Below are 19719 nucleotides of genomic sequence, written 5' to 3' on the forward strand. Positions count from 1 at the left end.
TTTTTTGCTGTACATGTCCTGCTATAATAGATGGGTGATGAAGCAGGGGTTGTAAAGAATGTACTCTTATTGTAACCGCATTGCGTTCTTCTATAATTAGAAATTTTTGTGTAACGGAGGAGTTTTTTCATGGAGAAGAAAATCGAAGTACTATCAACGACGCGTATTAAATATTCGTCTGATTTGTATAAAATCGTTGATAGTTTGAATCGTACGTTAAAAGAGCAGGACCTCATGTTCGGATTAGCATTAGACGAAAAAGACAAAGAAACAGCTGTATTTACGATTTACAGAACGTAGTGATACAATGAAAAAGTGGATCTTTGCAATCATTATCGTTATCGTTGCTAGTGGAATATATGGGGCGTATGTTTATAATAAAGCGATGGACAAGAAAATTCCAAAAGAATCAAAATCTGTAGAAATTGCAAAAGAAAAAGCAAAGCTTACAAAAGTAAAATCTGTTGATTATTACAACGGAAAAGATGCATATACAGTCGTACAAGGTACAGATGAAAAGGGAGAACAACTTATCGTTTGGGTGCCTGAGAAAAAAGGGGATACCGTAGTAAGGAAAAAGAGTGAAGGTATTTCCGAAAAAGAGGCTATACAAAGAACAATAGAACAAGCCGGTAAAGAATCAAAAAGAAAGCCGAAAGAAATTCTGAAAGTGAAATTAGGCTTTGAAAAAGGTCTTAGAGATGGTAAACCAGTAGATGTACCATTATGGGAAGTTACATATATTGATTATGACAATCGTTATATTTACTACTATCTTGAATTTAAAGATGGGTCGTTTTTAAGACTATATAGCGCTCAAAAATAGATGTAGGGGGAACTACAAATGAAATTAGCAAAGCGAGTAGCTGCTTTAACACCGTCTTCAACTTTAGAAATTACAGCAAAGGCACAAGCATTAAAAGCAGAAGGCCATGATGTAATTGGATTAGGAGCAGGAGAACCTGACTTTAATACGCCAGATCATATTATGGAAGCTGCGCATAAAGCGATGTTAGAAGGGCATACGAAATATACACCAACAGGTGGATTACAATCGTTAAAACAAGAAATTGTGAAGAAATTTACGCGCGATCAAGGCATTCAGTATGATCCATCTGAAATTATTGTATGTAATGGCGCAAAACATGCATTATATACATTATTCCAAGTGTTACTTGATGAAGGAGATGAAGTTATTATCCCAACTCCTTACTGGGTAAGCTATCCAGAACAAGTAAAGCTTGCTGGCGGTAAGCCGGTTTATGTAGAAGGTTTAGAAGACAATGAGTACAAAATTACAGCAAAGCAGCTGCGTGAGGCAATTACAGAGAAAACGAAAGCAGTTATTATTAATTCACCGAGCAATCCAACAGGAATGATTTACAGCAAAGAAGAATTACAACAGCTTGGAGAAGTATGTTTAGAGCATGATATTTTAATCGTTTCTGATGAAATTTATGAAAAATTAATTTATGGTGGAGCAGAATATACTTCAATTGCCCAGCTTTCTAATGCATTAAAAGAACAAACACTTATCATTAATGGTGTATCTAAATCTCATTCGATGACAGGCTGGCGTATTGGATATGCAGCTGGAAATAAGCAGCTTATTAAAGCGATGACGAACTTAGCGAGCCATAGTACGTCAAACCCTACTTCAATCGCTCAATACGGCGCAATTGCTGCGTATGCAGGCTCACAAGAACCCGTAGAAACAATGCGTCAAGCGTTTGAAGAGAGATTAAACATTATTTATGATAAATTAATTCAAATCCCTGGCTTTACTTGTATTAAACCACAAGGTGCATTTTACTTATTCCCTAACGTAAAAGAAGCTGTCGCTTTATCAGGATATGACACAGTTGATGAGTGGGCAAAAGCTTTATTAGAAGAGGAAAAAGTGGCTCTTGTGCCAGGTACAGGATTTGGGGCTCCAAATAACGTTCGTTTATCATATGCGACATCTCTTGAACAAGTAGAGAAAGCATTAGAACGCATTCATACGTTCATGAAAAGTAAAGTGAAAGCTTAATTATATATTTCATTGACGCAATACAAAAAACCTCCCTACATAATAGGGAGGTTTTTTTGACGAATTGTGGCAAAAAGAAATAGCGAAAGGTGTGTTATACTAGAGAGCGAGGTGTTTGGTGATGAAAAAGAAAATGATGTTACAGTGGTTTGAGCAGGGAAGCATTGCAGTTCCAAAATTGCTTATGATGCATTATAAAAAATTAGGGTTAAATGAAACGGAATTTATGGTTGTACTTCATGTGCACACATTTTTAGAATCGGGCAATTCGTTTCCGACTCCTTCAGAGATTTCAGAGCGGATGACAATAACGGAAATGAAATGTATGGAAGTAATTCAGACATTGATTCAAAAAGGTTTTTTATCATTAGAAGGTGGACAAAGATCAGAAGCGATGATGTGTGAAAGTTATTCTTTACAACCGCTATGGGAAAAAATATTACATTTCTTAATGAATGAATCAATAGAAGATGAACAAAAAGAAAAAAAACAACTGCAAGTAAATTTATATACAGTATTTGAAAAAGAATTTGGAAGACCGCTTTCGCCATTTGAATGTGAAACGTTAGGGATGTGGGAGGATCAAGATCAACATCATCCGAATTTAATTCAAGCGGCTCTTCGAGAAGCTGTGATGAGTGGTAAGCTGAACTTCCGATATATTGATCGTATTTTATTTGAGTGGAAAAAGAATGGAATTAAAACAGTTGATCAAGCCCAAAATCAAGGACGGAAATTTAGAGCAAATCAGCAACGAGCGCAACAAACAACAACACAAGAGACGAAATTTACTGGGAAAGTGCCTTTTTATAATTGGTTGGAGCAGTAATGTAGGAGGAAGTATATGTTAAATAAAACGCAAATTCGTTATTGTTTAGACACAATGGCGGATATGTATCCAGAAGCACATTGTGAGTTAATTCATGATAATCCGTTTGAACTTGTAATCGCGGTGGCATTATCTGCACAATGTACAGATGTACTTGTAAATAAGGTGACGAAAAATTTATTTCAAAAATATAAAACACCAGAAGATTATTTAAGTGTTTCTCTAGAAGAATTACAACAAGATATACGCTCCATTGGATTGTATAGAAATAAAGCAAAAAATATTCAAAAGTTATGTCGAATGTTATTAGACGATTATAATGGGGAAGTACCGAGAGATCGAGATGAGCTTACGAAATTACCAGGTGTAGGAAGGAAGACAGCAAACGTTGTAGTATCGGTAGCGTTTGGAATTCCGGCAATTGCTGTTGATACGCATGTGGAACGAGTGAGTAAACGATTAGCAATTTGTAGATGGAAAGACTCTGTATTAGAAGTGGAAAAAACGTTAATGAAGAAAGTTCCGATGGATGAGTGGGGAGTAACACATCATCGCATGATTTTCTTTGGACGTTATCACTGTAAAGCACAGCGACCACAATGTGAAGAGTGCCGATTGCTAGAAGTATGTCGTGAAGGAAAGAAGCGAATGAAGGGGAAATAAAGGATGGAGCGAGTGATAGAAATACCGAAAGAATTTCGATACTTACCATTTTTTAAAGAAGGCGTAAATTCGATTGAGTATCATACAGAACAATCTTTTGAAGAAATAATACAAAATACTTACTTTATATTTGATATTGAAAGACACTACGAACCGTGGAATGAAATTGAAAAAAGTATTCCTGTGATGTTGAATGTATGGAAAAGCAAGCATGAAGAAATTGCTACGCTATTCCGAGAAAGAAAAAAACAAGAAGCTGAGAGTCCAATGATTCTTTTGGCAGCGCATTTGCTATCGATTCTATATTGGCTAAATGAGCAACCTGTTCATAGTTTGAATGAAATGGAAGGTCATACGAATAAATTGGAAGTACAACCTGTTAATTTTATGGAGAGATATTCATTTATTATAAAAAAAATGAGTAATTATCATTCTTATATTCAATTAGCACAGTTGTATATCGAAATAGAAAAGCTATATGTAAAGAAAATGATAACAAAAAAGAAGTCCGTTTCTCGTTAAGAGAAAGGACTTCTTTTTGTTTATTATGACTCTGTTGTAACAACATTTCCGTCTGCGTGAGGTGTATCTCCTCCGGTATTTTGTTGCTGTTCTTGTTGTTTGTGCTGTTCTTCTTCAGCTTTTTTCCTAGCTTCTTCTTCAGCTTTTTTCCTAGCTTCTTCTTCAGCTTTTTTCTTAGCTTCTTCTTCAGCCTTTTTTCTAGCCTCTTCTTCAGCTTTCTTTTGAGCTTCTTCTTGCTGCTTACGTTGTTGTTCTTGTTGCTCTTTTTGTTTACGCTGATCGTCTTCAGCTTTTTTCTTAGCTTCTTCTTGTTTTAGCTTATCTTCATTGGCCTTTTTCTGATCGTCTTCAGCTTTCTTCTTAGCTTCTTCTTCAGCCTTCTTCTTAGCCTCATCCTCAGCTTTCTTAGCATCTGGAGTTCCTCCAGGTGCAGTGAAGGATGCACCAACTGCAGGGCTTGTTCCAGTACCTTTTTTCGCTACTACGGAGAAGCTGTAAGTAACACCTGGCTTAATACCACCAAGAGTAGCTGTCGTACCACTTATTGATAGGCTACCACTTGAACCGTCAGTGGCTTTATAGCTTGCCGCATATGCATCAACTTCTGCTGGACCAGACCAGTTTAGTGTAACTGTGCTAGCACCATCGAAAGTGACATTAAGGCCACTAGGTGAATCTACTTTAATTTCTTTAATTGCATCTTTTTTCGCACCTTTTACGTATAACTCGCCGTTTATTTCTTGTACGGAAGAAGGACGTTCGAAACGAGATTTATCTGTAGCGAATTTGCTCATCATTACTTGGAACATTTGTTGCGCAATTCTAGTAGAACGATCGCCGATGTAATTTTCTGAGCTATCCTTTTCGTAACCAGTCCAAACAGCCATTGTATATTGTGGTGTATATCCTGCGAACCAACTATCTCGGTTGGCGTCAGGTGGAATATCGTATTTTTTAATAACAGATTTATCAAAGTTTTGTGTTCCTGTTTTACCAGCAACATCAAAACCGGGAACATAAGCCGTTGGACCCGTACCGCCAGAACCAGGTTTTACTACGTCACGAAGAACGTCAGTAACCATGTAAGCTGTAGAGTCATGCATTGCACGTTGTTCTTTCGGTTTAAAGCTTTTCTTTTTCCCATCTGGGAAAATAACTTCTTTAACGAAATGAGGCTTATTGTACATACCGTCATTTCCAAATGCTGCATAAGCTCCAGCGACATCTAACGGAGAGCTTTCATTACTACCGATTGCAGTTGATTCAAAAACAGCATCATCTTTAAATGTCATGCCTAGACCTTTGGCGAATTCTTTTGACTTATCAAGCCCGACCGCTTGAGCTGTTTTTAAAGCAGGAATATTTAAAGATTTTTTTAGTGCGTCACGTAGGGACACATCTCCTTTATAACTGTTTGTAGCATTTTTAATTTTTGTACCATCAGAGTATGTGTACTCTGAGTCATTTAATTGATGGTACGTAGACCATTGTAGGTTTTCAATTGCTGGACCATAATCAAAAATTGGTTTCATTGTTGAACCAACTTGGCGTTTTAAATCAACTGCCATATTATGACCTTTGAAAGTAGACTTACTTTCTTTACGCCCAGCCCCAATTGCTCGAACTTCTCCAGACTGTGTATCCATAAATACAAATGACCCTTGGAATTGATCGTTTGGATACTTAATAAGATTGCCATCCATAATTTCGTCAGCGTAATCTTGAGCACTTTGATCAAGTGTTGTTTGGATCGTTAAACCATCTGAACCGATATTTACATCAGGATATTCTTTTTCAACTTCCTTTACAACAGCATCTAAAAATGCTTGATACTTCATTTCAGTTAGTTCTGGTTTTTTAAGACCCTCAGTTACAGGGATTTTCATTGCGTTATTCATTTCTTCTTTTGTTATATAACCATGTCGATTCATTAATGATAATACGACATTACGGCGATTTGTTGCTCGTTCAACATTTTCCGGTTTTGTTGGATCATAAATGTTAGGACCTTGGGGTAAACCAGCGAGCATTGCAGCTTCATGTAACTGTAATTGTTTTAAATCTTTGCCATAATATTTTTGTGCTGCTGATGCAATACCGTAAGAGCGGTTACCTAGATTAATCTTATTTAAGTACATTTCTAAAATCTCATGTTTAGAGTATTGTTGCTCTAATTTATAAGATAAGTACCATTCTTGCACTTTTCGTTTTGCGGTTTTTTCCATCGTTAGAAAATAGTTTTTAACTACTTGCTGTGTAATCGTACTACCACCTTGGGAACCGAAACCACCAGTGACATTCTCCATAACTGCTTTTGTAGTACGTTTAAAATCAATTCCATTATGCTCATAGAAGCGTGAATCCTCGGTTGCAAGGAATGCATTTTCAACTACTTTTGGAATTTGATCGTAAGTAACATGGGTTCGTTTTTCCGCACCGTATTCATAGAAGAAATCTCCGTCCTTATCAAGAAACTTTGTTGATAAAGGATTGACAAGTTTTGATTTGTCTAATTTTGGAGCGTCCTTTACCATAACAAAGAAAGCGGAAACGCCAGCTACGAGACCAACGATACCAAGAAGTAGACAACCTATAAGGAATTTCTTGAAAAAGGAGCCTTTTTTCTTTGGTTTTTTTTCTTTATTTGTTTCTTCCGTTTGATTTTTTGCATGATTTCGTTCTGTACGAGAACGATAATTATCTGACATTATACTTTCTCCTACCTTTCATTCTCTCCCCAAAAAGTCGAAAAAAGAGCCTTAGTGATGACTCTATCACGAAAAATAAACCGTGTCTAGTACACGGATATAATCAATCCGAGGGTGATAACCGCATGATAATAAAGATCCATGCTCTTCTATTTCTTCTTTCGTAATCGATTTACGTCCACCAGTATTTTGACGATTCCAAAATGCAATAATATGTTTGGCATCTAATAAATAAAGTTCATCAAAAAGTGTAAATTTAATAATAACAAATGCAATTCCATTATGAGCAATTATTTGCTTCATATGCTCAATTTGATGAAGGTGGAAGTTTTGAAGTGGAAAACTAGTTTTATTTTTTGTTTCTTTCGCTTCAAAATCGATGTATTTCCCTTTGTATACACCGTTGTAATCTGTTGTAGAAGGTTGTTTAAAATACGCTTCCTTTACCACTGCAGCACTTCGAGCAGGGTAATCTACTTTTACAATTTGAAGAGGTGTAGGCTTCTTATGTACACATGCAATATTATGGGTTAAGTAATATTGATTTGTTTCATTTAATTCCTCTTCAAGGGACATACCTCTATTACTGTAAGTATGTTTTTTAATTGGTGTTTTTTGAGGGGGTGAAGCTTGATTGTACCTTTTTCCATTTGGGTAACGAATGGTCATAGTGTGTCCACTCCCAACTTGTTAAGAATTACTTACAAAGGTGATTATATCAAAAAATGAAAAAAGATGTGACCTTTTTGAAGAAAGGTATGATGACTTATTCATGTTTACATGGAATGATTACGAAAAAATTAAACAATATCGTAAAAATATGGTTTGTACAGGAGGAGAAAAAGAAATTGTTCACAATATTAAAAAGAAAACAAAAATAGCTAATGTGGACAACATTTCTCGGACACAATCGTATCAAGAGTTTTATTTAAGAAATAGTGAAATCAGGTGGTCTTTTTTAGCGAGTATGGTCTCGAGAAATGCGGGGTGGAATATGACCGATTTAGAAGGAAGATATTATGCTACTGTTTTACCTCAATCAGTAAAAAAATATTTGTTTCTTATGTATGAACAGGCTAATTGGATTATTTTTTTAGATGCATTTCCTCAGCTATTGCTATATGAAGAAAGTAAGAGAAGATGTATGCCTCTCTTTCACTTGTTACAATTTTTCAACGTATCAATTTTCATGGAAAAAGAATGGATATTTTTCTGGGAGAAAAAAGATATAAATAGGCTTATGACAGCTCTTATTATAAATGAGCAAAATAAAATTCAAAAACCAATCATTGAGAATGCATATTTTAAAACACATGTATTTCATACTGCACTTTTTAAAGTGCAAGAAATACTTCATATTAGTGCAGTTATTTTTCCAACGATTGAAGGGAACGTGTATGGGTTTTCAGTTTATCAATTTGAAACGTTACAAAAGCGTATAGAACTTGGGAAGAAATTGGCGTGGCTATTGTTTCACGAGAAATATAAAAATTTGTTTTGTCAGTTTGCATTGCAAACTACACATACTGGGTCTAGAGAGGATTATGAATTTTACTTAAGGGAAACTAGAAAATCCTGTACGCCAGCACTTAGAGATGTTTATTCTGTTGTTGTACATGAGGAAATAAGCATGAAGGATTGGTTTTGTGAAGATACGAAAATGAATCTGTTGTTTTTACTTGAAGAACCTAAGGGTGAAGTTAATATAACAGAATGGTATAGAAGAAAGAGGGAACAAATCTATGCTGTATCTATCGTAAATCGTTTTGTTAAAAGGATAGATGAGTTCATGATATAATAAAAAAGAAGTCCCGTCTTCATTTATGAAGACGGGACTTCTTAATGTGAAGTGATCCTGCTAAGTGTGTTAAGACTTTAATCTCAAAACTTAATGAAAGTAGAAGATTAAGGGGGATTTAGAAATTAGTAGTTTGGAAAAGCCCCATTAATTAAAGTCTCACTTTATGTAGCAGGGAAGTTTGGACCATCTAGCTTTGGATTGCCAGTCTCGGGTTTATTTTGTTGTTTGTTTTGTTTTTTCTTTTTTTCATTTTTGTTCTTTGTCATTGTCATACACCTCCTTTTTGTATTGTTACCATTTCTATAAATGGCATACAAAATGATTTCTTTGACGAATAACAACTAGTTTTGTCATGTGGGCAGGAGTGATAAATCATTCGGCGAAATTACATGACAAAGGAAAAGCAAAGAAGGAGGCGTTTTGTATATGGCGATGGTTCAGAAGGAAGATGTAATGAAAAAAATGGATCAAATGTTAAGTTCTCTCGATTTGCTGGAAATGAATATAGGGATTAGAATGAATCATGCATTAAAGGATGAGAGTGAAAAAATATGCAATAAGATCGAAATAACAGAAATGCATATTGAGCATATGGAAAATAAATTAATGCATCACGAAGAAAAAGGGAATTGGGTGAAGACATTTCAAAACGTCGTAGTGAGTGCATAATAAGGTGGGAAAGAAATGAAGAATGAAGCATTAATACAGTCTTCAGAAAAACTCATGCAGTATAATAATGAAGCGAATGTAAAAAAAAGAGAAATGATCGAATACGATTTTTATAAGGATATGAAGCCGTTTGTAGACATGGTAGATGAGGAATTAAAGATGTGGAAAGAATTAGCTTATACGTGGATTAAGGAAGAAAAACCGAAGTATATACATGTACAGCAAATTGATCAAGTATACGATAATTTACAAACGAATGTGTTACAATGCTTTGTAAATAAAGGTAAAGGTAAACGATTCTTTGAAACACACCAAGCCATTTCGTATACTTTGCAAAATATAGTTGAGCAATGTAAGTAACAAGAGGGGAAACCCTCTTGTTTTTTTATCTCGCTATTTGCGGACAGTAAGACTCACACCTCGAAACTTGGCTGAAACAAAGAAGTTAGGTGGGAGTTGGGCTGCCCGTAAAAGCCCGATTGGTGAAGACTAATAATCAGTGGGGATGAACAAAACCCCACTGATTAAAGTTTCATTTTAAGCTTCTGTCATTGATGTAGGTTTTGTTGCGCCGTTTATTTCTAATTCTTTTATTAATGTTCGGTAATCTGATATACATATTTTCCCTTCGAGATACCAATGTCTCGCAAAGTCTAATAATTCATTTACATTCTCTGTGTAATACCCCTTTTTTTGAGAAAATGCTTGTTTTAAATCCCCTAATACCATGTTGATTCCTCCCCCATGAGAATCTTCTTCTTAATTATCATAGCATGGAAGGGTTTTCTTTTTTAATTTTTTAAAAATTTAAACTTCCGACAAAAATAGACAGATACTCCGTCACACATATTATTTTATAGGTACATATTATATATGTAGAAACTTATGTGAAGGAGGAGAGAATGCATGTTTCAACAACCTAACGTATATCAGCAAACGAATCCATATGCACAGCAAAATATGTACCAATATAATAAGGATACATATTTACGGTATAATATGTATCCTTTCGAGCCTTATTATGGAAATCAAAATTATTATCAGCCATTTGAAGTGTCATTTATGAATCAACCTGAACAACAGCAACAACCCTATATGAATCAACCTGAACAACAGCAGCAACTCTATATGAATCAGTCTCAACAACAGCAGCAACCCTATATGAATCAACCCAAACAACAGCAGCAACCTTATATGAATCAACCTCAACAACAACAGCAACCCTATATGAATTCACAATATTATATGCCGCCACCATCTCCCTATGCCAATCAACAAGCTATGTTTTATCCACCAAAGCAACCGTATCCGACGATGAATAAACAAAAGCAACAGCAGCAACCAAGTCAGTTTTCTAGCTTTGTTTCCCAATTTAAAACATCAGATGGAAACTACGATGTGAATAAAATGATGAATACAGCTGGACAAATGATGAATGCGATGAATCAAGTGACAGGCATTGTGAAGCAAGTTGGGGGATTTTTTGGTAAATAATATTGGATTGTTGTCCATTATGTATACTATGAATGAAACTCAGCTCTAGACAAATTTCCCTGAAAGAAATGGGTGTATATAACAAGCGGCTTTATCTCTTTTCTCATATTGTAAAGTGTAATCAGATTTTTTTATGAGAGAGGAGAGAAAAAACTATGCATCATTGTCATCCTTACTTTGGAGGGCATAAGCCTACAGGACCTATTTGTACGACTGCTCCTGTCATTCATCCGACGAAACAATGCGTAACACATTCTTTTTCAACAACGGTGGTGCCTCACATTTTCCCAACGCATACAACACATGTACACCATCAACAAATTAAAAATCAAGGCTTCTTCCCACAAACAAACTCGAACGTAAACGTTGTAGATCCTGGTGATCCAGGATTTGTTGGTGGATTTGGCGGCGGATGTGGACCATGTGGTCATGGTCATCATCACCATGGTCATCACATATCTCCATTTGGACCAGGACCGAATGTATCTCCATACGGGCCAAACATGGGACCAAATGTATCTCCATTTGGACCAAATATGGGACCAAACGTTGGTGGAATGTTTAAAAAGTAAATGATATGTTAGAACTAGCGAAATGCTAGTTCTTTTTTTGTAATTGGAGTGTTGATATGAAAGTTGTTGCTGTAACAGGATATAAGCCATTTGAGCTTGGTATCTTTAAAAATGATCATCCAGGGGTAGCGTGTATAAAAAAGGCATTGCACCGTAAATTAATTACTTTTGTAGAAGAAGGTTTGGAGTGGGTCATAATAAGCGGTCAGTTAGGAGTCGAATTGTGGGCTGCTGAAGTTGTTTTTGGAATTCAAGAAGAATATCCGGATTTAAAATTAGCGGTATTTACTCCGTTTTTAGAACAAGAGGAAAGCTGGAAGGAAGATAACCGCGAATACTACGAATTTATTCTCTCTCAAGCAGACCATATTGATAGTATTACGAAACGGAAGTATGAGAGTCCAGAGCAGTTTAAATTGAAAAATCAATTTTTTATTGAAAAAAGTGATGCCCTTTTAGCTGTATACGATGAAGAAAAACCAGGAAGTCCCAAATATATTGTAGAAGCAGCAAAGAAAAAAGGAGAAATAGAAAATTATCATAGTTATTTCATTCTTTTTTCCGATTTACAAGATATAATAGAAGAGGAGCAGTGGAATAATACAGAGTGATATGTAATATAGTACTCGTATATATGATTGACAAAAGGCACTGTTTCTGAAAAAATTTAGTTAATGAAAGTTTTGGCAAAAATTTGAGGTGAAGAAAATGATTTCGGATAAAATTAAATTAACGGCGAAAGATATTTTGGAAAAAGAATTTAAAACAGGTATGAGAGGTTATCAACAAGAAGAAGTAGACAAGTTTCTTGATATGATCATTAAAGATTATGAAGCTTTCCACAAGGAATTTGAGCAATTAAAGCAGCAAAATTCTCGTTTAAAACGAGAATTAGAAGAACAAAAACTAGCTGCAACACAAGTTCCGCAACAACCTGTTCAAACACCAGTTGCACAACCGGTGTATAACAACACGAATACAGATATTCTTAAACGTTTATCAAACTTAGAAAAAGCTGTATTTGGAAGTAAGTTATACGAATAATTTCTGGTGATAAAAAGGTTAAAGCATTTTACATAGAAAAAAACATTGCAAAATCTTTTTGTTTCCACTATACTAATGGATGTCATAACGTTTGGGTAATCGCTGCAACGCCAACGTTGTAGAGGAAAGTCCATGCTCGCACGGCCTGAGATGGCTGTAGTGTTCGTGCCTAGCCAATTCATAAGCTAGGGTATTCTGGCTGTAAAGCTGGTTTAACGGCAGGGAAAAAACCTAAGTCCTTTCGGATATGGTTTGACTACCTTTAAAGTGCCACAGTGACGAAGTCCTTGAAGAAATGATAGGAGTGGAACGAGGTAAACCCCACGAGCGAGAAACCCAAATAATGGTAGGGGAATCTTTTCCAAGGAAATGAACGATGGGAAAGGACAGGTTTTCATAACCTGTAGATAGATGATTGCCACCGGAGTACGAGGCGTGGGCCGTTTGTAGTACAAAGGAACAGAACATGGCTTACAGAACGTTATGAACCAACTATGAAATAACTCAGCTCTCCTTTGTTAGAGGAGGGCTTTTTATTTGTATGAAGTTATAAATTGTGAGTTAAAATGGTTAATAAGAAAATCTTTCGTAAAATGTAATAGTTAATAGGAACAAATGCTATTAATTATTGTTTGATTATACATAAGAGGTGAATGCAAATGGGAAAAGTTACTTTAATTGCAACAGCTGCAATGGGGATTGAAGCATTAGTTGCCCGAGAAGTTCGTGATCTTGGTTATGAATGCCAAGTGGAAAACAGCAAAGTAACATTTGAAGCAGATGAAAAGGCGATTTGTCGCACGAACTTATGGTTACGTACTGCGGATCGTGTGAAAATTAAAGTTGGCGAATTCAAAGCAACAACATTTGATGAGCTGTTTGAAAAAACGAAAGCATTAAACTGGGGAGATTATATTCCAGAGAACGGAGAGTTCCCTGTAATCGGTAAATCTTTAAAATCTGAGCTATTCAGTGTTTCGGATTGCCAACGTATCGTTAAAAAAGCTGTCGTTGAAAAATTAAAAACAACATATAAACGTACAACTTGGTTTGAAGAAGATGGTCCGTTATTCCGTATTGAGATTGCCATGTTGAAAGATATTGCAACATTAACGATCGATGCGAGTGGCGTTGGTCTTCATAAGCGTGGATACCGCATGGATCAAGGGGAAGCTCCTTTAAAAGAAACATTAGCTGCATCTTTAATTAAATTAACAAATTGGAAGCCAGACCGTCCATTTGTCGATCCGTTCTGTGGATCAGGTACAATTCCAATTGAAGCAGCATTAATTGGACAAAACATCGCACCAGGATTTAACCGTAGCTTCGCATCAGATGAGTGGGGCTGGGTAGGTAAGCAAAACTGGCGTGAAGCTCGTCAAGAGGTTGAAGATTTAGCGAATTATAATCAGCCGTTACAAATCATTGGTTCTGATATTGATCATCGTATGATCCGAGTTGCTCAAGATAACGCAGAAGAAGTAGGTTTAGGTGATTTAATCACATTTAAACAAATGCAAGTAAAAGATTTCACAACAAAAGAGGATTATGGCTACGTTGTAACGAATCCTCCATACGGAGAACGTTTAAGTGAAAAAGCACTTGTTGAACAACTGTATAAAGAAATGGGACAAGTATTCCGCCCATTAGATACATGGTCAGCGTATGTATTAACAAGTTACGAAGCATTTGAGAAGTGTTACGGAAAAGATGCGTCGAAGAAGCGTAAACTATTTAACGGATTTATCCGTACAGATTACTACCAATACTTCGGAAAACGTCCACCGCGTAATTCATAGTATAAAACTCCTCCAGCGCGCATATACTGGCTATTATGTAATGCGTAAAGGAGGCAGTGACATGGATAGTTTTCAATTATCAATGATTCAAAAAGCTATTCACCGTACGTATGATGAGCTCGGAAAAGAAATGGATAGTCATGGTGTAATTGTAGATGAAATTCAAAAAGCGCAAGAAGAGTATTTATCAGCTCTTTCACATGAAACAGCAATTGATAAACGGTATTTAAAGTCATTAATATAGAAAAAAATTTTCCTTTTCCGAAAGGAAAATTTTTTTTCGTGTATTTCTATGTATTGCAACAGGGGAAAGCAATTGCATGCATATGAGTGGCAGTTGTTATATCTTTTTATAGAAAAACTTTTTGGTTGGAGGCTAAGGATGTTTACTGAGAAGAGATTACCATTTGAAGTAGGAAAACAAGATAATTTTTATGATAAGTTGAATGAGTGGATTGGAGATGTGTTTTACGACATCCTTCCGGAAAAAGGCTTTGAAGAGCGTGATGAACAAATTTTTATGGCGTTTCAGTTAGAGCGTGCTTTCCAAGAGAAGAAAGTTATGTTCGCAGAAGCGGGTGTAGGAACAGGGAAAACGATTGTATATCTTTTATATGCAATTTGTTATGCACGTTATACAGGAAAACCTGCTATTATCGCTTGTGCAGACGAGACATTAATTGAGCAGCTTGTGAAAGAAGAAGGAGACATTGCTAAATTATCTGAAGCGTTAGGACTATCTGTTGATGTTAGGCTTGCGAAATCAATGGATAACTATTTATGTTTACGTAAACTAGAAGACGTTATGAGTGGACGAGCTCCAGAAGTAATTGAAGATGTATATTATGAATTACCACAGTTCGTATTTGATCATGGTACGATGCAAAACTTTACTCACTATGGTGACAGAAAAGAATTTCCACTTTTAAATGACGAGGAATGGTCAAAAGTAAACTGGGATTACTTCCAAGATTGCTTTACTTGTGATTCACGTCATCGTTGTGGACAAACTCTTTCTCGCGAACATTATCGTAAAGCAGCAGATTTAATTATTTGCTCGCAAGATTTCTATATGGATCATATTTGGACGTACGATGCTCGTAAGCGTGAAGGACAAATTCCATTATTGCCAGAAAGTAGCTGTGTTGTATTCGATGAAGGACATCTGGTAGAGTATGCAGCTCAAAAAGCCTTAACATACCGTTTAAAGCAAACGATGATGGAGCAACTTTTAACGAGATTATTACAAAATGACATTCGTGAAGAGTTTGCACATTTAGTAGAAGAAACAATTTGGCAAACTGAACGATTCTTTGATGTGTTACAAGAGAATAAAAAGGAAATTGCCGGTTCTGATCGTTTAGAAATTACTGTGACAGAAAAAGTAACAGCTGAAGCGAAGCGACTTTACGCAAAAATCGGTGAAGTCGGTGATGCATTAGTATTTGAAAGTGAAATGTATACAGTAAACACATATGATTTAAATATCGTTGATGAACATTTAGATGTGTTAGAACATTCGCTTCGTCTTTTCATGCACGAGAAAAATGTAATTACTTGGGGGGAAGAAGGTGATGGTGCCTTCACTTTAGTTATTATGCCGCGTGCAGTTGAAGAAGTGTTACAAGAGAAAGTATTTTCGAAAAAGATTCCGTATATTTTCTCTTCCGCAACATTATCAAATAACGATTCATTCGCATTTACAGCAAATAGTTTAGGGGTAAAAGATTATTTATCATTCTCTGTTGCTTCACCGTTTAATTATGAAGAGCAAATGGCAGTAAACTTACTATCGCACACGAAAGAAAATGAATGGGAAAGAAAGTGTCAATATGCACTTGAAAATATCCAGAAAACAAATGGACGTACGCTTGTATTGTTCCGTACAACGCAAGAACTTGCAGCGTTTAAGGAGTATGTAAGTAAAGAGCAAATGTCGATTCCATTCTTATATGAAGGGGACCAAGAAATTAGTCAACTTGTTTCTCGTTTCCAAAATGAAGAAGAGACTGTACTTTGTGCGGTTCATTTATGGGAAGGTTTAGATATTCCTGGTTCATCATTATCACATGTTATTATTTGGTCATTACCATTCCCTCCAAACGATCCAGTGTTTGAAGCGAAGCGTAAGCACGTAAATGATCCATTCTGGGATGTAGATGTACCATATATGATTTTACGTCTGCGTCAAGGAATTGGACGTTTAATTCGTACAAGTGAAGATAAAGGTGCTATATCAATCTTCTTATCTGATACGGAAGATGAGAAAGTGATTGAAGCAGTGAAAAATGTACTACCAGTAGAAGGTAAAAAATTGTAAGGAAAAAGCTTGGCGTTTGCCAAGCTTTTTTTCTATTATAAAAGGAATTTATACTTCCGTGTCGAATTAAGTTTGAGGTAGAAAAAGGAGGTTTTATATACTATGACAGTTACTACATATGAAGTAGAAAAACAATTTTTAACATATGTGAAGAAGATAGAGAATTACGGAGAAGCACTAAGCCTAATGTTTTGGGATTTAAGAACGGGTGCACCAAAAAAAGGTGTTGACCAGCGTTCAGAAGTAATCGGCATGCTTTCGTCAGAAGTGTTTGCTATGTCGACTTCAGATGAGATGGGAAAATATTTAACAGAGTTAGAAGCTTTAATTACTGAAGATAAACTTTCTGAAACGACGAAGAAAATGGTGGAAGAGTGTCGTAAAGAATACGATAGAAATAAGAAAATTCCACAAGCTGAATACGAAGCGTACGTGAAATTAGAAGCGAAAGCGGAAAGCGTGTGGGAAGAAGCGCGCGAGAAATCTGATTTCGAAATGTTTCGTCCGTATTTAGAAAAAATTGTTGAATTCAAGAAGAAATTCATTACATATTGGGGTTACGAAACATACAAATATAATACACTTTTAGACATGTACGAGCCTGGTATTACAGTAGAAGTATTAGATCACGTATTTGGTCAACTTCGTGAGCGGATCGTACCGCTTGTAAAAGAAATTTCTGAGTCTAAAAAAGAATTAAAGACAAATGCTCTCTCTGAACATTTTTCAAAAGAAAAACAAAAGAATTTTACATTAGAGCTATTAAAGCAATTAAATTATGATTTTGAAGCAGGTCGTCTTGATGAAACAGTACATCCTTTTGAAATTACATTAAATAGAGGGGATGTTCGTATTACGACACGCTATGATGAAAAAGATTTCCGTATGGCCGTTTTTGGAACAATTCATGAATGTGGTCATGCTGTATATGAACAAAATATTGCGGAAAAACTTGAAGGTACACCGCTTTGTAGTGGCACTTCTATGGGTATTCATGAATCACAATCACTATTCTTTGAAAACTTTATCGGTCGTAATAAATCATTTTGGAAGAAAAATTATGATTTGTTAAAAGGGTATAGCGATGGTCAATTTGACGATATATCAGTCGATGAGTTTTATGATGCGATTAATGAATCGAAGCCGTCATTCATTCGTATAGAAGCAGATGAGCTTACATACCCGCTTCATGTTATGGTTCGTTATGAACTTGAGAAAGAATTATTTGATGGCACATTGCAAGTAAAGGACTTACCGGCAGCGTGGAATAATAAGATGGAAACGTATTTAGGAATTCGTCCAGAGGATGATGCACAAGGTGTATTGCAAGATGTGCACTGGGCTGGCGGTTCATTTGGCTATTTCCCATCTTATGCGCTTGGTTATATGTATGCAGCGCAATTTAAAAATAAGATGTTAAAGGATATTCCAAACTTTGATGCATTATTAGAAGAAGGAAACGTCACGCCGATTTGTGGATGGTTAACAGAAAATATTCACCAATATGGCAAGACGAAAAAGCCACTTGAAATTTTAGAAGATGTAACAGGTGAAGGGCTAAATGCAAACTACTTAGCTGATTATTTAGAAGCGAAGTATAAAGAAATTTATGAATTGTAAAAAGAGAGCTGCTGATTTGCAGCTCCTTTTTTTTAGGGGATGGGAGAATGAATTATACATATACAGTAATGACGCAAGAAGAAGCAGAGGAAATTGCATACAACTGGCATTATGAAGGGGAATATTCTTTTTATGATATAGAGGCAGATCAAGAAGATTTAGCTGAGTTTTTACATGATGAGAATAGAGGAGACGATACATTTGCTGTGAAAGAAAATGGTACTCTCATTGGTTTTTTTAGCTTTTGTAAAATAAATAATCGAACGGTTGATATAGGGCTTGGAATGAGACCTGATAGAACTGGAAATGGATTCGGTTTAAAGTTCGTAAAAGCTGGACTAGATTTTAGTAAAGAAAAATATGGTTGCGATTATATAACACTATCAGTAGCGATATTTAATGAAAGAGCAATTAAAGTATATAAAAGAGCAGGATTTGAAGCAGTTGGAACGTTTATACAGAAAACAAATGGCAGTTGTTTTGAGTTTTTAAGAATGAATTATATATGTAAAAATGATTAAAAAACAGAGGGGCTCTGCTGTTTTTTATTTTGATGTAGAAATATAGGATACCTGTTTTTGTACTTGTTGTAATTTGAAGTTTTGAAATTTTGATAGAGGATGTGTATGATTGAACTTTAGTAGCACATAGCAAGGAGAGATAGTATGATTACAATCAAAACGAAAAATGAAATAGATTTGATGCATGAATCTGGGAAATTACTTGCTTCATGTCATAGAGAAATTGCGAAAATGATGAAACCGGGTATTACTACACAAGAAATCGATACGTTTGTTGAAATGTATTTAAAAGAGCATGGTGCAATATCTGAACAGAAAGGTTACAACGGGTATCCATACGCGATATGTGCATCTGTAAACGATGAAATGTGTCACGGATTTCCTAGTAATGTACCTTTACAGGAAGGCGATATTGTGAAAATTGACATGGTAGTAAACCTAAATGGTGCGCTTTCAGATTCTGCATGGACGTATATAGTAGGGGATTCAACTGATGAAGCAAAAAAGTTATTGTTAGTAGCCGAGAGTGCTTTGTATAAAGGGATTGATCAGGCGGTAATCGGTAATCATGTAGGAGATATTGGCTATGCAATTGAAAGGTATGTAGCTGCTGAGGGCTTTTCTGTTGCAAGAGACTTTACAGGGCATGGGATTGGTAAAGAAATTCATGAAGAACCAGCAATTTTTCATTTTGGGAAACAAGGGCAAGGGCCAGAATTACAAGAAGGAATGGTAATTACGATTGAACCGATTGTAAATGCTGGCATGAGATATTCTAAAGTAGATTTAAACGGATGGACAGCACGGACGATGGACGGGAAATTAGCAGCACAATATGAGCATACAATTGCGATTACAAAAGATGGGCCAGTCATTTTAACGACGCTTTGAGATGGAATGTAAGAGTTTGCGAAACTCGAACGAAAATGGTGTTTTTATGAAATTTGTACGTGTTTTTTTCATAAATACTTTTCAAAGTATAAAAAGTGCGTTATAATCCTTCTATAAAATAAATAGTTAGCTACACTCATATAATCGCGGGGATATGGCCTGCAAGTTTCTACCGAAGTACCGTAAATACTTTGACTATGAGTGAGGACGAATATATTTGCTTGTTTAGCATTC

Annotated in this window: 23 protein-coding genes, 1 other RNA gene and 1 riboswitch; of the genes, 20 read left to right on the forward strand and 4 right to left on the reverse strand. The window is 35.8% G+C overall.

Annotated elements, in window-relative coordinates; genetic code table 11:
* The first annotated feature begins 129 nt into the window (after positions 1–129).
* From ACQKNR_RS11290 to ACQKNR_RS11315, 6 genes are all read left to right on the forward strand, one after another.
* Positions 130–300: a YpmA family protein gene (locus ACQKNR_RS11290; RefSeq protein ID WP_000412179.1), complete on the forward strand. Its 171-nt coding sequence runs from the start codon at positions 130–132 to the stop codon at positions 298–300.
* 7 nt (positions 301–307) lie between these two features.
* Positions 308–826, forward strand: coding sequence for a DUF5590 domain-containing protein (locus tag ACQKNR_RS11295; RefSeq protein WP_427317825.1), 519 nt, complete (start codon positions 308–310; stop codon positions 824–826).
* 18 nt (positions 827–844) lie between these two features.
* Positions 845–2032 (forward strand): aspartate transaminase AspB, encoded by a 1188-nt coding sequence (gene aspB / locus ACQKNR_RS11300; protein ID WP_427317827.1) that lies wholly within the window; start codon positions 845–847, stop codon positions 2030–2032.
* Positions 2033–2153: 121 nt separating this feature from the next.
* Positions 2154–2861, forward strand: coding sequence for a DNA replication protein DnaD (dnaD, locus tag ACQKNR_RS11305; protein WP_427317829.1), 708 nt, complete (start codon positions 2154–2156; stop codon positions 2859–2861).
* Positions 2862–2876: 15 nt separating this feature from the next.
* On the forward strand, positions 2877–3524 hold the full coding sequence (gene nth, locus ACQKNR_RS11310; protein WP_427317831.1) for an endonuclease III: 648 nt from the start codon (positions 2877–2879) through the stop codon (positions 3522–3524).
* A 3-nt stretch (positions 3525–3527) separates the two neighbouring features.
* Complete coding sequence (locus ACQKNR_RS11315) at positions 3528–4046, forward strand: YpoC family protein (RefSeq protein ID WP_427317833.1); 519 nt, start codon at positions 3528–3530, stop codon at positions 4044–4046.
* A 23-nt stretch (positions 4047–4069) separates the two neighbouring features.
* Here the strand turns inward: ACQKNR_RS11315 and ACQKNR_RS11320 are convergent, their stop codons facing one another.
* Both ACQKNR_RS11320 and recU read right to left on the reverse strand, forming a co-directional pair.
* Complete coding sequence (locus tag ACQKNR_RS11320) at positions 4070–6754, reverse strand: PBP1A family penicillin-binding protein (RefSeq protein WP_427317835.1); 2685 nt, start codon at positions 6752–6754, stop codon at positions 4070–4072.
* A 66-nt stretch (positions 6755–6820) separates the two neighbouring features.
* Positions 6821–7423, reverse strand: coding sequence for a Holliday junction resolvase RecU (recU, locus tag ACQKNR_RS11325; RefSeq protein ID WP_427317837.1), 603 nt, complete (start codon positions 7421–7423; stop codon positions 6821–6823).
* A gap of 103 nt (positions 7424–7526) precedes the next feature.
* Between recU and ACQKNR_RS11330 the strand changes: the two genes are divergently transcribed.
* Positions 7527–8552, forward strand: a complete 1026-nt coding sequence (locus ACQKNR_RS11330; protein WP_427317839.1) for a DUF2515 domain-containing protein — start codon at positions 7527–7529, stop codon at positions 8550–8552.
* A 164-nt stretch (positions 8553–8716) separates the two neighbouring features.
* Here ACQKNR_RS11330 and ACQKNR_RS11335 read toward each other — a convergent pair whose 3' ends face one another.
* The gene (locus tag ACQKNR_RS11335) at positions 8717–8896 is read right to left on the reverse strand and encodes a phage portal protein (protein WP_427317841.1); all 180 of its coding nucleotides are present in this window, start codon (positions 8894–8896) and stop codon (positions 8717–8719) included.
* 85 nt (positions 8897–8981) lie between these two features.
* Between ACQKNR_RS11335 and ACQKNR_RS11340 the strand changes: the two genes are divergently transcribed.
* Positions 8982–9224 carry a hypothetical protein gene (locus ACQKNR_RS11340; RefSeq protein WP_427317843.1) on the forward strand — a complete coding sequence of 81 codons (243 nt, stop codon included), beginning with the start codon at positions 8982–8984 and terminating at the stop codon, positions 9222–9224.
* Between the two features lie 15 nt (positions 9225–9239).
* A complete protein-coding gene (locus ACQKNR_RS11345) occupies positions 9240–9584 on the forward strand; it encodes a YppE family protein (protein ID WP_427317845.1) in 345 nt (114 codons plus the stop codon).
* Between the two features lie 177 nt (positions 9585–9761).
* On the opposite strand, the gene ACQKNR_RS11350 is transcribed toward ACQKNR_RS11345, so the two are convergent.
* Positions 9762–9953, reverse strand: a complete 192-nt coding sequence (locus ACQKNR_RS11350; protein WP_427317847.1) for a YppF family protein — start codon at positions 9951–9953, stop codon at positions 9762–9764.
* 177 nt (positions 9954–10130) lie between these two features.
* On the opposite strand from ACQKNR_RS11350, the gene ACQKNR_RS11355 reads away from it, so the two are divergent.
* The 11 genes from ACQKNR_RS11355 (at position 10131) to ACQKNR_RS11405 (ending at position 19485) form a co-directional block, all read left to right on the forward strand.
* A complete protein-coding gene (locus ACQKNR_RS11355; RefSeq protein WP_427317848.1) occupies positions 10131–10718 on the forward strand; it encodes a YppG family protein in 588 nt (195 codons plus the stop codon).
* Positions 10719–10873: 155 nt separating this feature from the next.
* Positions 10874–11290 (forward strand): CotD family spore coat protein, encoded by a 417-nt coding sequence (locus tag ACQKNR_RS11360; protein ID WP_427317850.1) that lies wholly within the window; start codon positions 10874–10876, stop codon positions 11288–11290.
* A gap of 56 nt (positions 11291–11346) precedes the next feature.
* On the forward strand, positions 11347–11901 hold the full coding sequence (locus tag ACQKNR_RS11365) for a DUF1273 domain-containing protein (protein ID WP_427317851.1): 555 nt from the start codon (positions 11347–11349) through the stop codon (positions 11899–11901).
* Positions 11902–11998: 97 nt separating this feature from the next.
* On the forward strand, positions 11999–12334 hold the full coding sequence (gpsB, locus tag ACQKNR_RS11370; RefSeq protein ID WP_427317853.1) for a cell division regulator GpsB: 336 nt from the start codon (positions 11999–12001) through the stop codon (positions 12332–12334).
* Between the two features lie 87 nt (positions 12335–12421).
* An RNA gene (gene rnpB / locus ACQKNR_RS11375) (RNase P RNA component class B) lies at positions 12422–12813 on the forward strand.
* A gap of 180 nt (positions 12814–12993) precedes the next feature.
* Positions 12994–14133 carry a THUMP domain-containing class I SAM-dependent RNA methyltransferase gene (locus tag ACQKNR_RS11380; protein WP_427317854.1) on the forward strand — a complete coding sequence of 380 codons (1140 nt, stop codon included), beginning with the start codon at positions 12994–12996 and terminating at the stop codon, positions 14131–14133.
* A 61-nt stretch (positions 14134–14194) separates the two neighbouring features.
* Complete coding sequence (locus ACQKNR_RS11385; protein ID WP_427317856.1) at positions 14195–14377, forward strand: DUF3921 family protein; 183 nt, start codon at positions 14195–14197, stop codon at positions 14375–14377.
* Between the two features lie 138 nt (positions 14378–14515).
* The gene (locus tag ACQKNR_RS11390; RefSeq protein ID WP_427317858.1) at positions 14516–16453 is read left to right on the forward strand and encodes an ATP-dependent DNA helicase; all 1938 of its coding nucleotides are present in this window, start codon (positions 14516–14518) and stop codon (positions 16451–16453) included.
* Positions 16454–16555: 102 nt separating this feature from the next.
* Entirely contained in the window at positions 16556–18073 is a 1518-nt protein-coding gene (ypwA, locus tag ACQKNR_RS11395) for a carboxypeptidase (protein WP_427317860.1), read from the forward strand.
* A gap of 47 nt (positions 18074–18120) precedes the next feature.
* Positions 18121–18594 (forward strand): GNAT family N-acetyltransferase, encoded by a 474-nt coding sequence (locus tag ACQKNR_RS11400; RefSeq protein ID WP_427317861.1) that lies wholly within the window; start codon positions 18121–18123, stop codon positions 18592–18594.
* A gap of 144 nt (positions 18595–18738) precedes the next feature.
* Positions 18739–19485 carry a type I methionyl aminopeptidase gene (locus ACQKNR_RS11405; protein WP_427317863.1) on the forward strand — a complete coding sequence of 249 codons (747 nt, stop codon included), beginning with the start codon at positions 18739–18741 and terminating at the stop codon, positions 19483–19485.
* Between the two features lie 116 nt (positions 19486–19601).
* Positions 19602–19703, forward strand: a riboswitch (purine riboswitch).
* The last annotated feature ends 16 nt before the right edge of the window (positions 19704–19719 follow it).

Origin of the sequence: Bacillus sp. NPDC094077 (assembly GCF_050279465.1) — a bacterium.
Classification (GTDB): domain Bacteria; phylum Bacillota; class Bacilli; order Bacillales; family Bacillaceae_G; genus Bacillus_A.

Excerpts from the sequence above, each read along its gene's own strand:
- ACQKNR_RS11290 (WP_000412179.1), top strand. The coding sequence starts at position 130 with ATGGAGAAGAAAATCGAAGTACTATCAACGACGCGTATTAAATATTCG.
- ACQKNR_RS11295 (WP_427317825.1), top strand. The coding sequence starts at position 308 with ATGAAAAAGTGGATCTTTGCAATCATTATCGTTATCGTTGCTAGTGGA.
- aspB (WP_427317827.1), top strand. The coding sequence starts at position 845 with ATGAAATTAGCAAAGCGAGTAGCTGCTTTAACACCGTCTTCAACTTTA.
- dnaD (WP_427317829.1), top strand. The coding sequence starts at position 2,154 with ATGAAAAAGAAAATGATGTTACAGTGGTTTGAGCAGGGAAGCATTGCA.
- nth (WP_427317831.1), top strand. The coding sequence starts at position 2,877 with ATGTTAAATAAAACGCAAATTCGTTATTGTTTAGACACAATGGCGGAT.
- ACQKNR_RS11315 (WP_427317833.1), top strand. The coding sequence starts at position 3,528 with ATGGAGCGAGTGATAGAAATACCGAAAGAATTTCGATACTTACCATTT.
- ACQKNR_RS11320 (WP_427317835.1), bottom strand. The coding sequence starts at position 6,754 with ATGTCAGATAATTATCGTTCTCGTACAGAACGAAATCATGCAAAAAAT.
- recU (WP_427317837.1), bottom strand. The coding sequence starts at position 7,423 with ATGACCATTCGTTACCCAAATGGAAAAAGGTACAATCAAGCTTCACCC.
- ACQKNR_RS11330 (WP_427317839.1), top strand. The coding sequence starts at position 7,527 with ATGTTTACATGGAATGATTACGAAAAAATTAAACAATATCGTAAAAAT.
- ACQKNR_RS11340 (WP_427317843.1), top strand. The coding sequence starts at position 8,982 with ATGGCGATGGTTCAGAAGGAAGATGTAATGAAAAAAATGGATCAAATG.
- ACQKNR_RS11345 (WP_427317845.1), top strand. The coding sequence starts at position 9,240 with ATGAAGAATGAAGCATTAATACAGTCTTCAGAAAAACTCATGCAGTAT.
- ACQKNR_RS11350 (WP_427317847.1), bottom strand. The coding sequence starts at position 9,953 with ATGGTATTAGGGGATTTAAAACAAGCATTTTCTCAAAAAAAGGGGTAT.
- ACQKNR_RS11355 (WP_427317848.1), top strand. The coding sequence starts at position 10,131 with ATGTTTCAACAACCTAACGTATATCAGCAAACGAATCCATATGCACAG.
- ACQKNR_RS11360 (WP_427317850.1), top strand. The coding sequence starts at position 10,874 with ATGCATCATTGTCATCCTTACTTTGGAGGGCATAAGCCTACAGGACCT.
- ACQKNR_RS11365 (WP_427317851.1), top strand. The coding sequence starts at position 11,347 with ATGAAAGTTGTTGCTGTAACAGGATATAAGCCATTTGAGCTTGGTATC.
- gpsB (WP_427317853.1), top strand. The coding sequence starts at position 11,999 with ATGATTTCGGATAAAATTAAATTAACGGCGAAAGATATTTTGGAAAAA.
- ACQKNR_RS11380 (WP_427317854.1), top strand. The coding sequence starts at position 12,994 with ATGGGAAAAGTTACTTTAATTGCAACAGCTGCAATGGGGATTGAAGCA.
- ACQKNR_RS11385 (WP_427317856.1), top strand. The coding sequence starts at position 14,195 with ATGGATAGTTTTCAATTATCAATGATTCAAAAAGCTATTCACCGTACG.
- ACQKNR_RS11390 (WP_427317858.1), top strand. The coding sequence starts at position 14,516 with ATGTTTACTGAGAAGAGATTACCATTTGAAGTAGGAAAACAAGATAAT.
- ypwA (WP_427317860.1), top strand. The coding sequence starts at position 16,556 with ATGACAGTTACTACATATGAAGTAGAAAAACAATTTTTAACATATGTG.
- ACQKNR_RS11400 (WP_427317861.1), top strand. The coding sequence starts at position 18,121 with ATGAATTATACATATACAGTAATGACGCAAGAAGAAGCAGAGGAAATT.
- ACQKNR_RS11405 (WP_427317863.1), top strand. The coding sequence starts at position 18,739 with ATGATTACAATCAAAACGAAAAATGAAATAGATTTGATGCATGAATCT.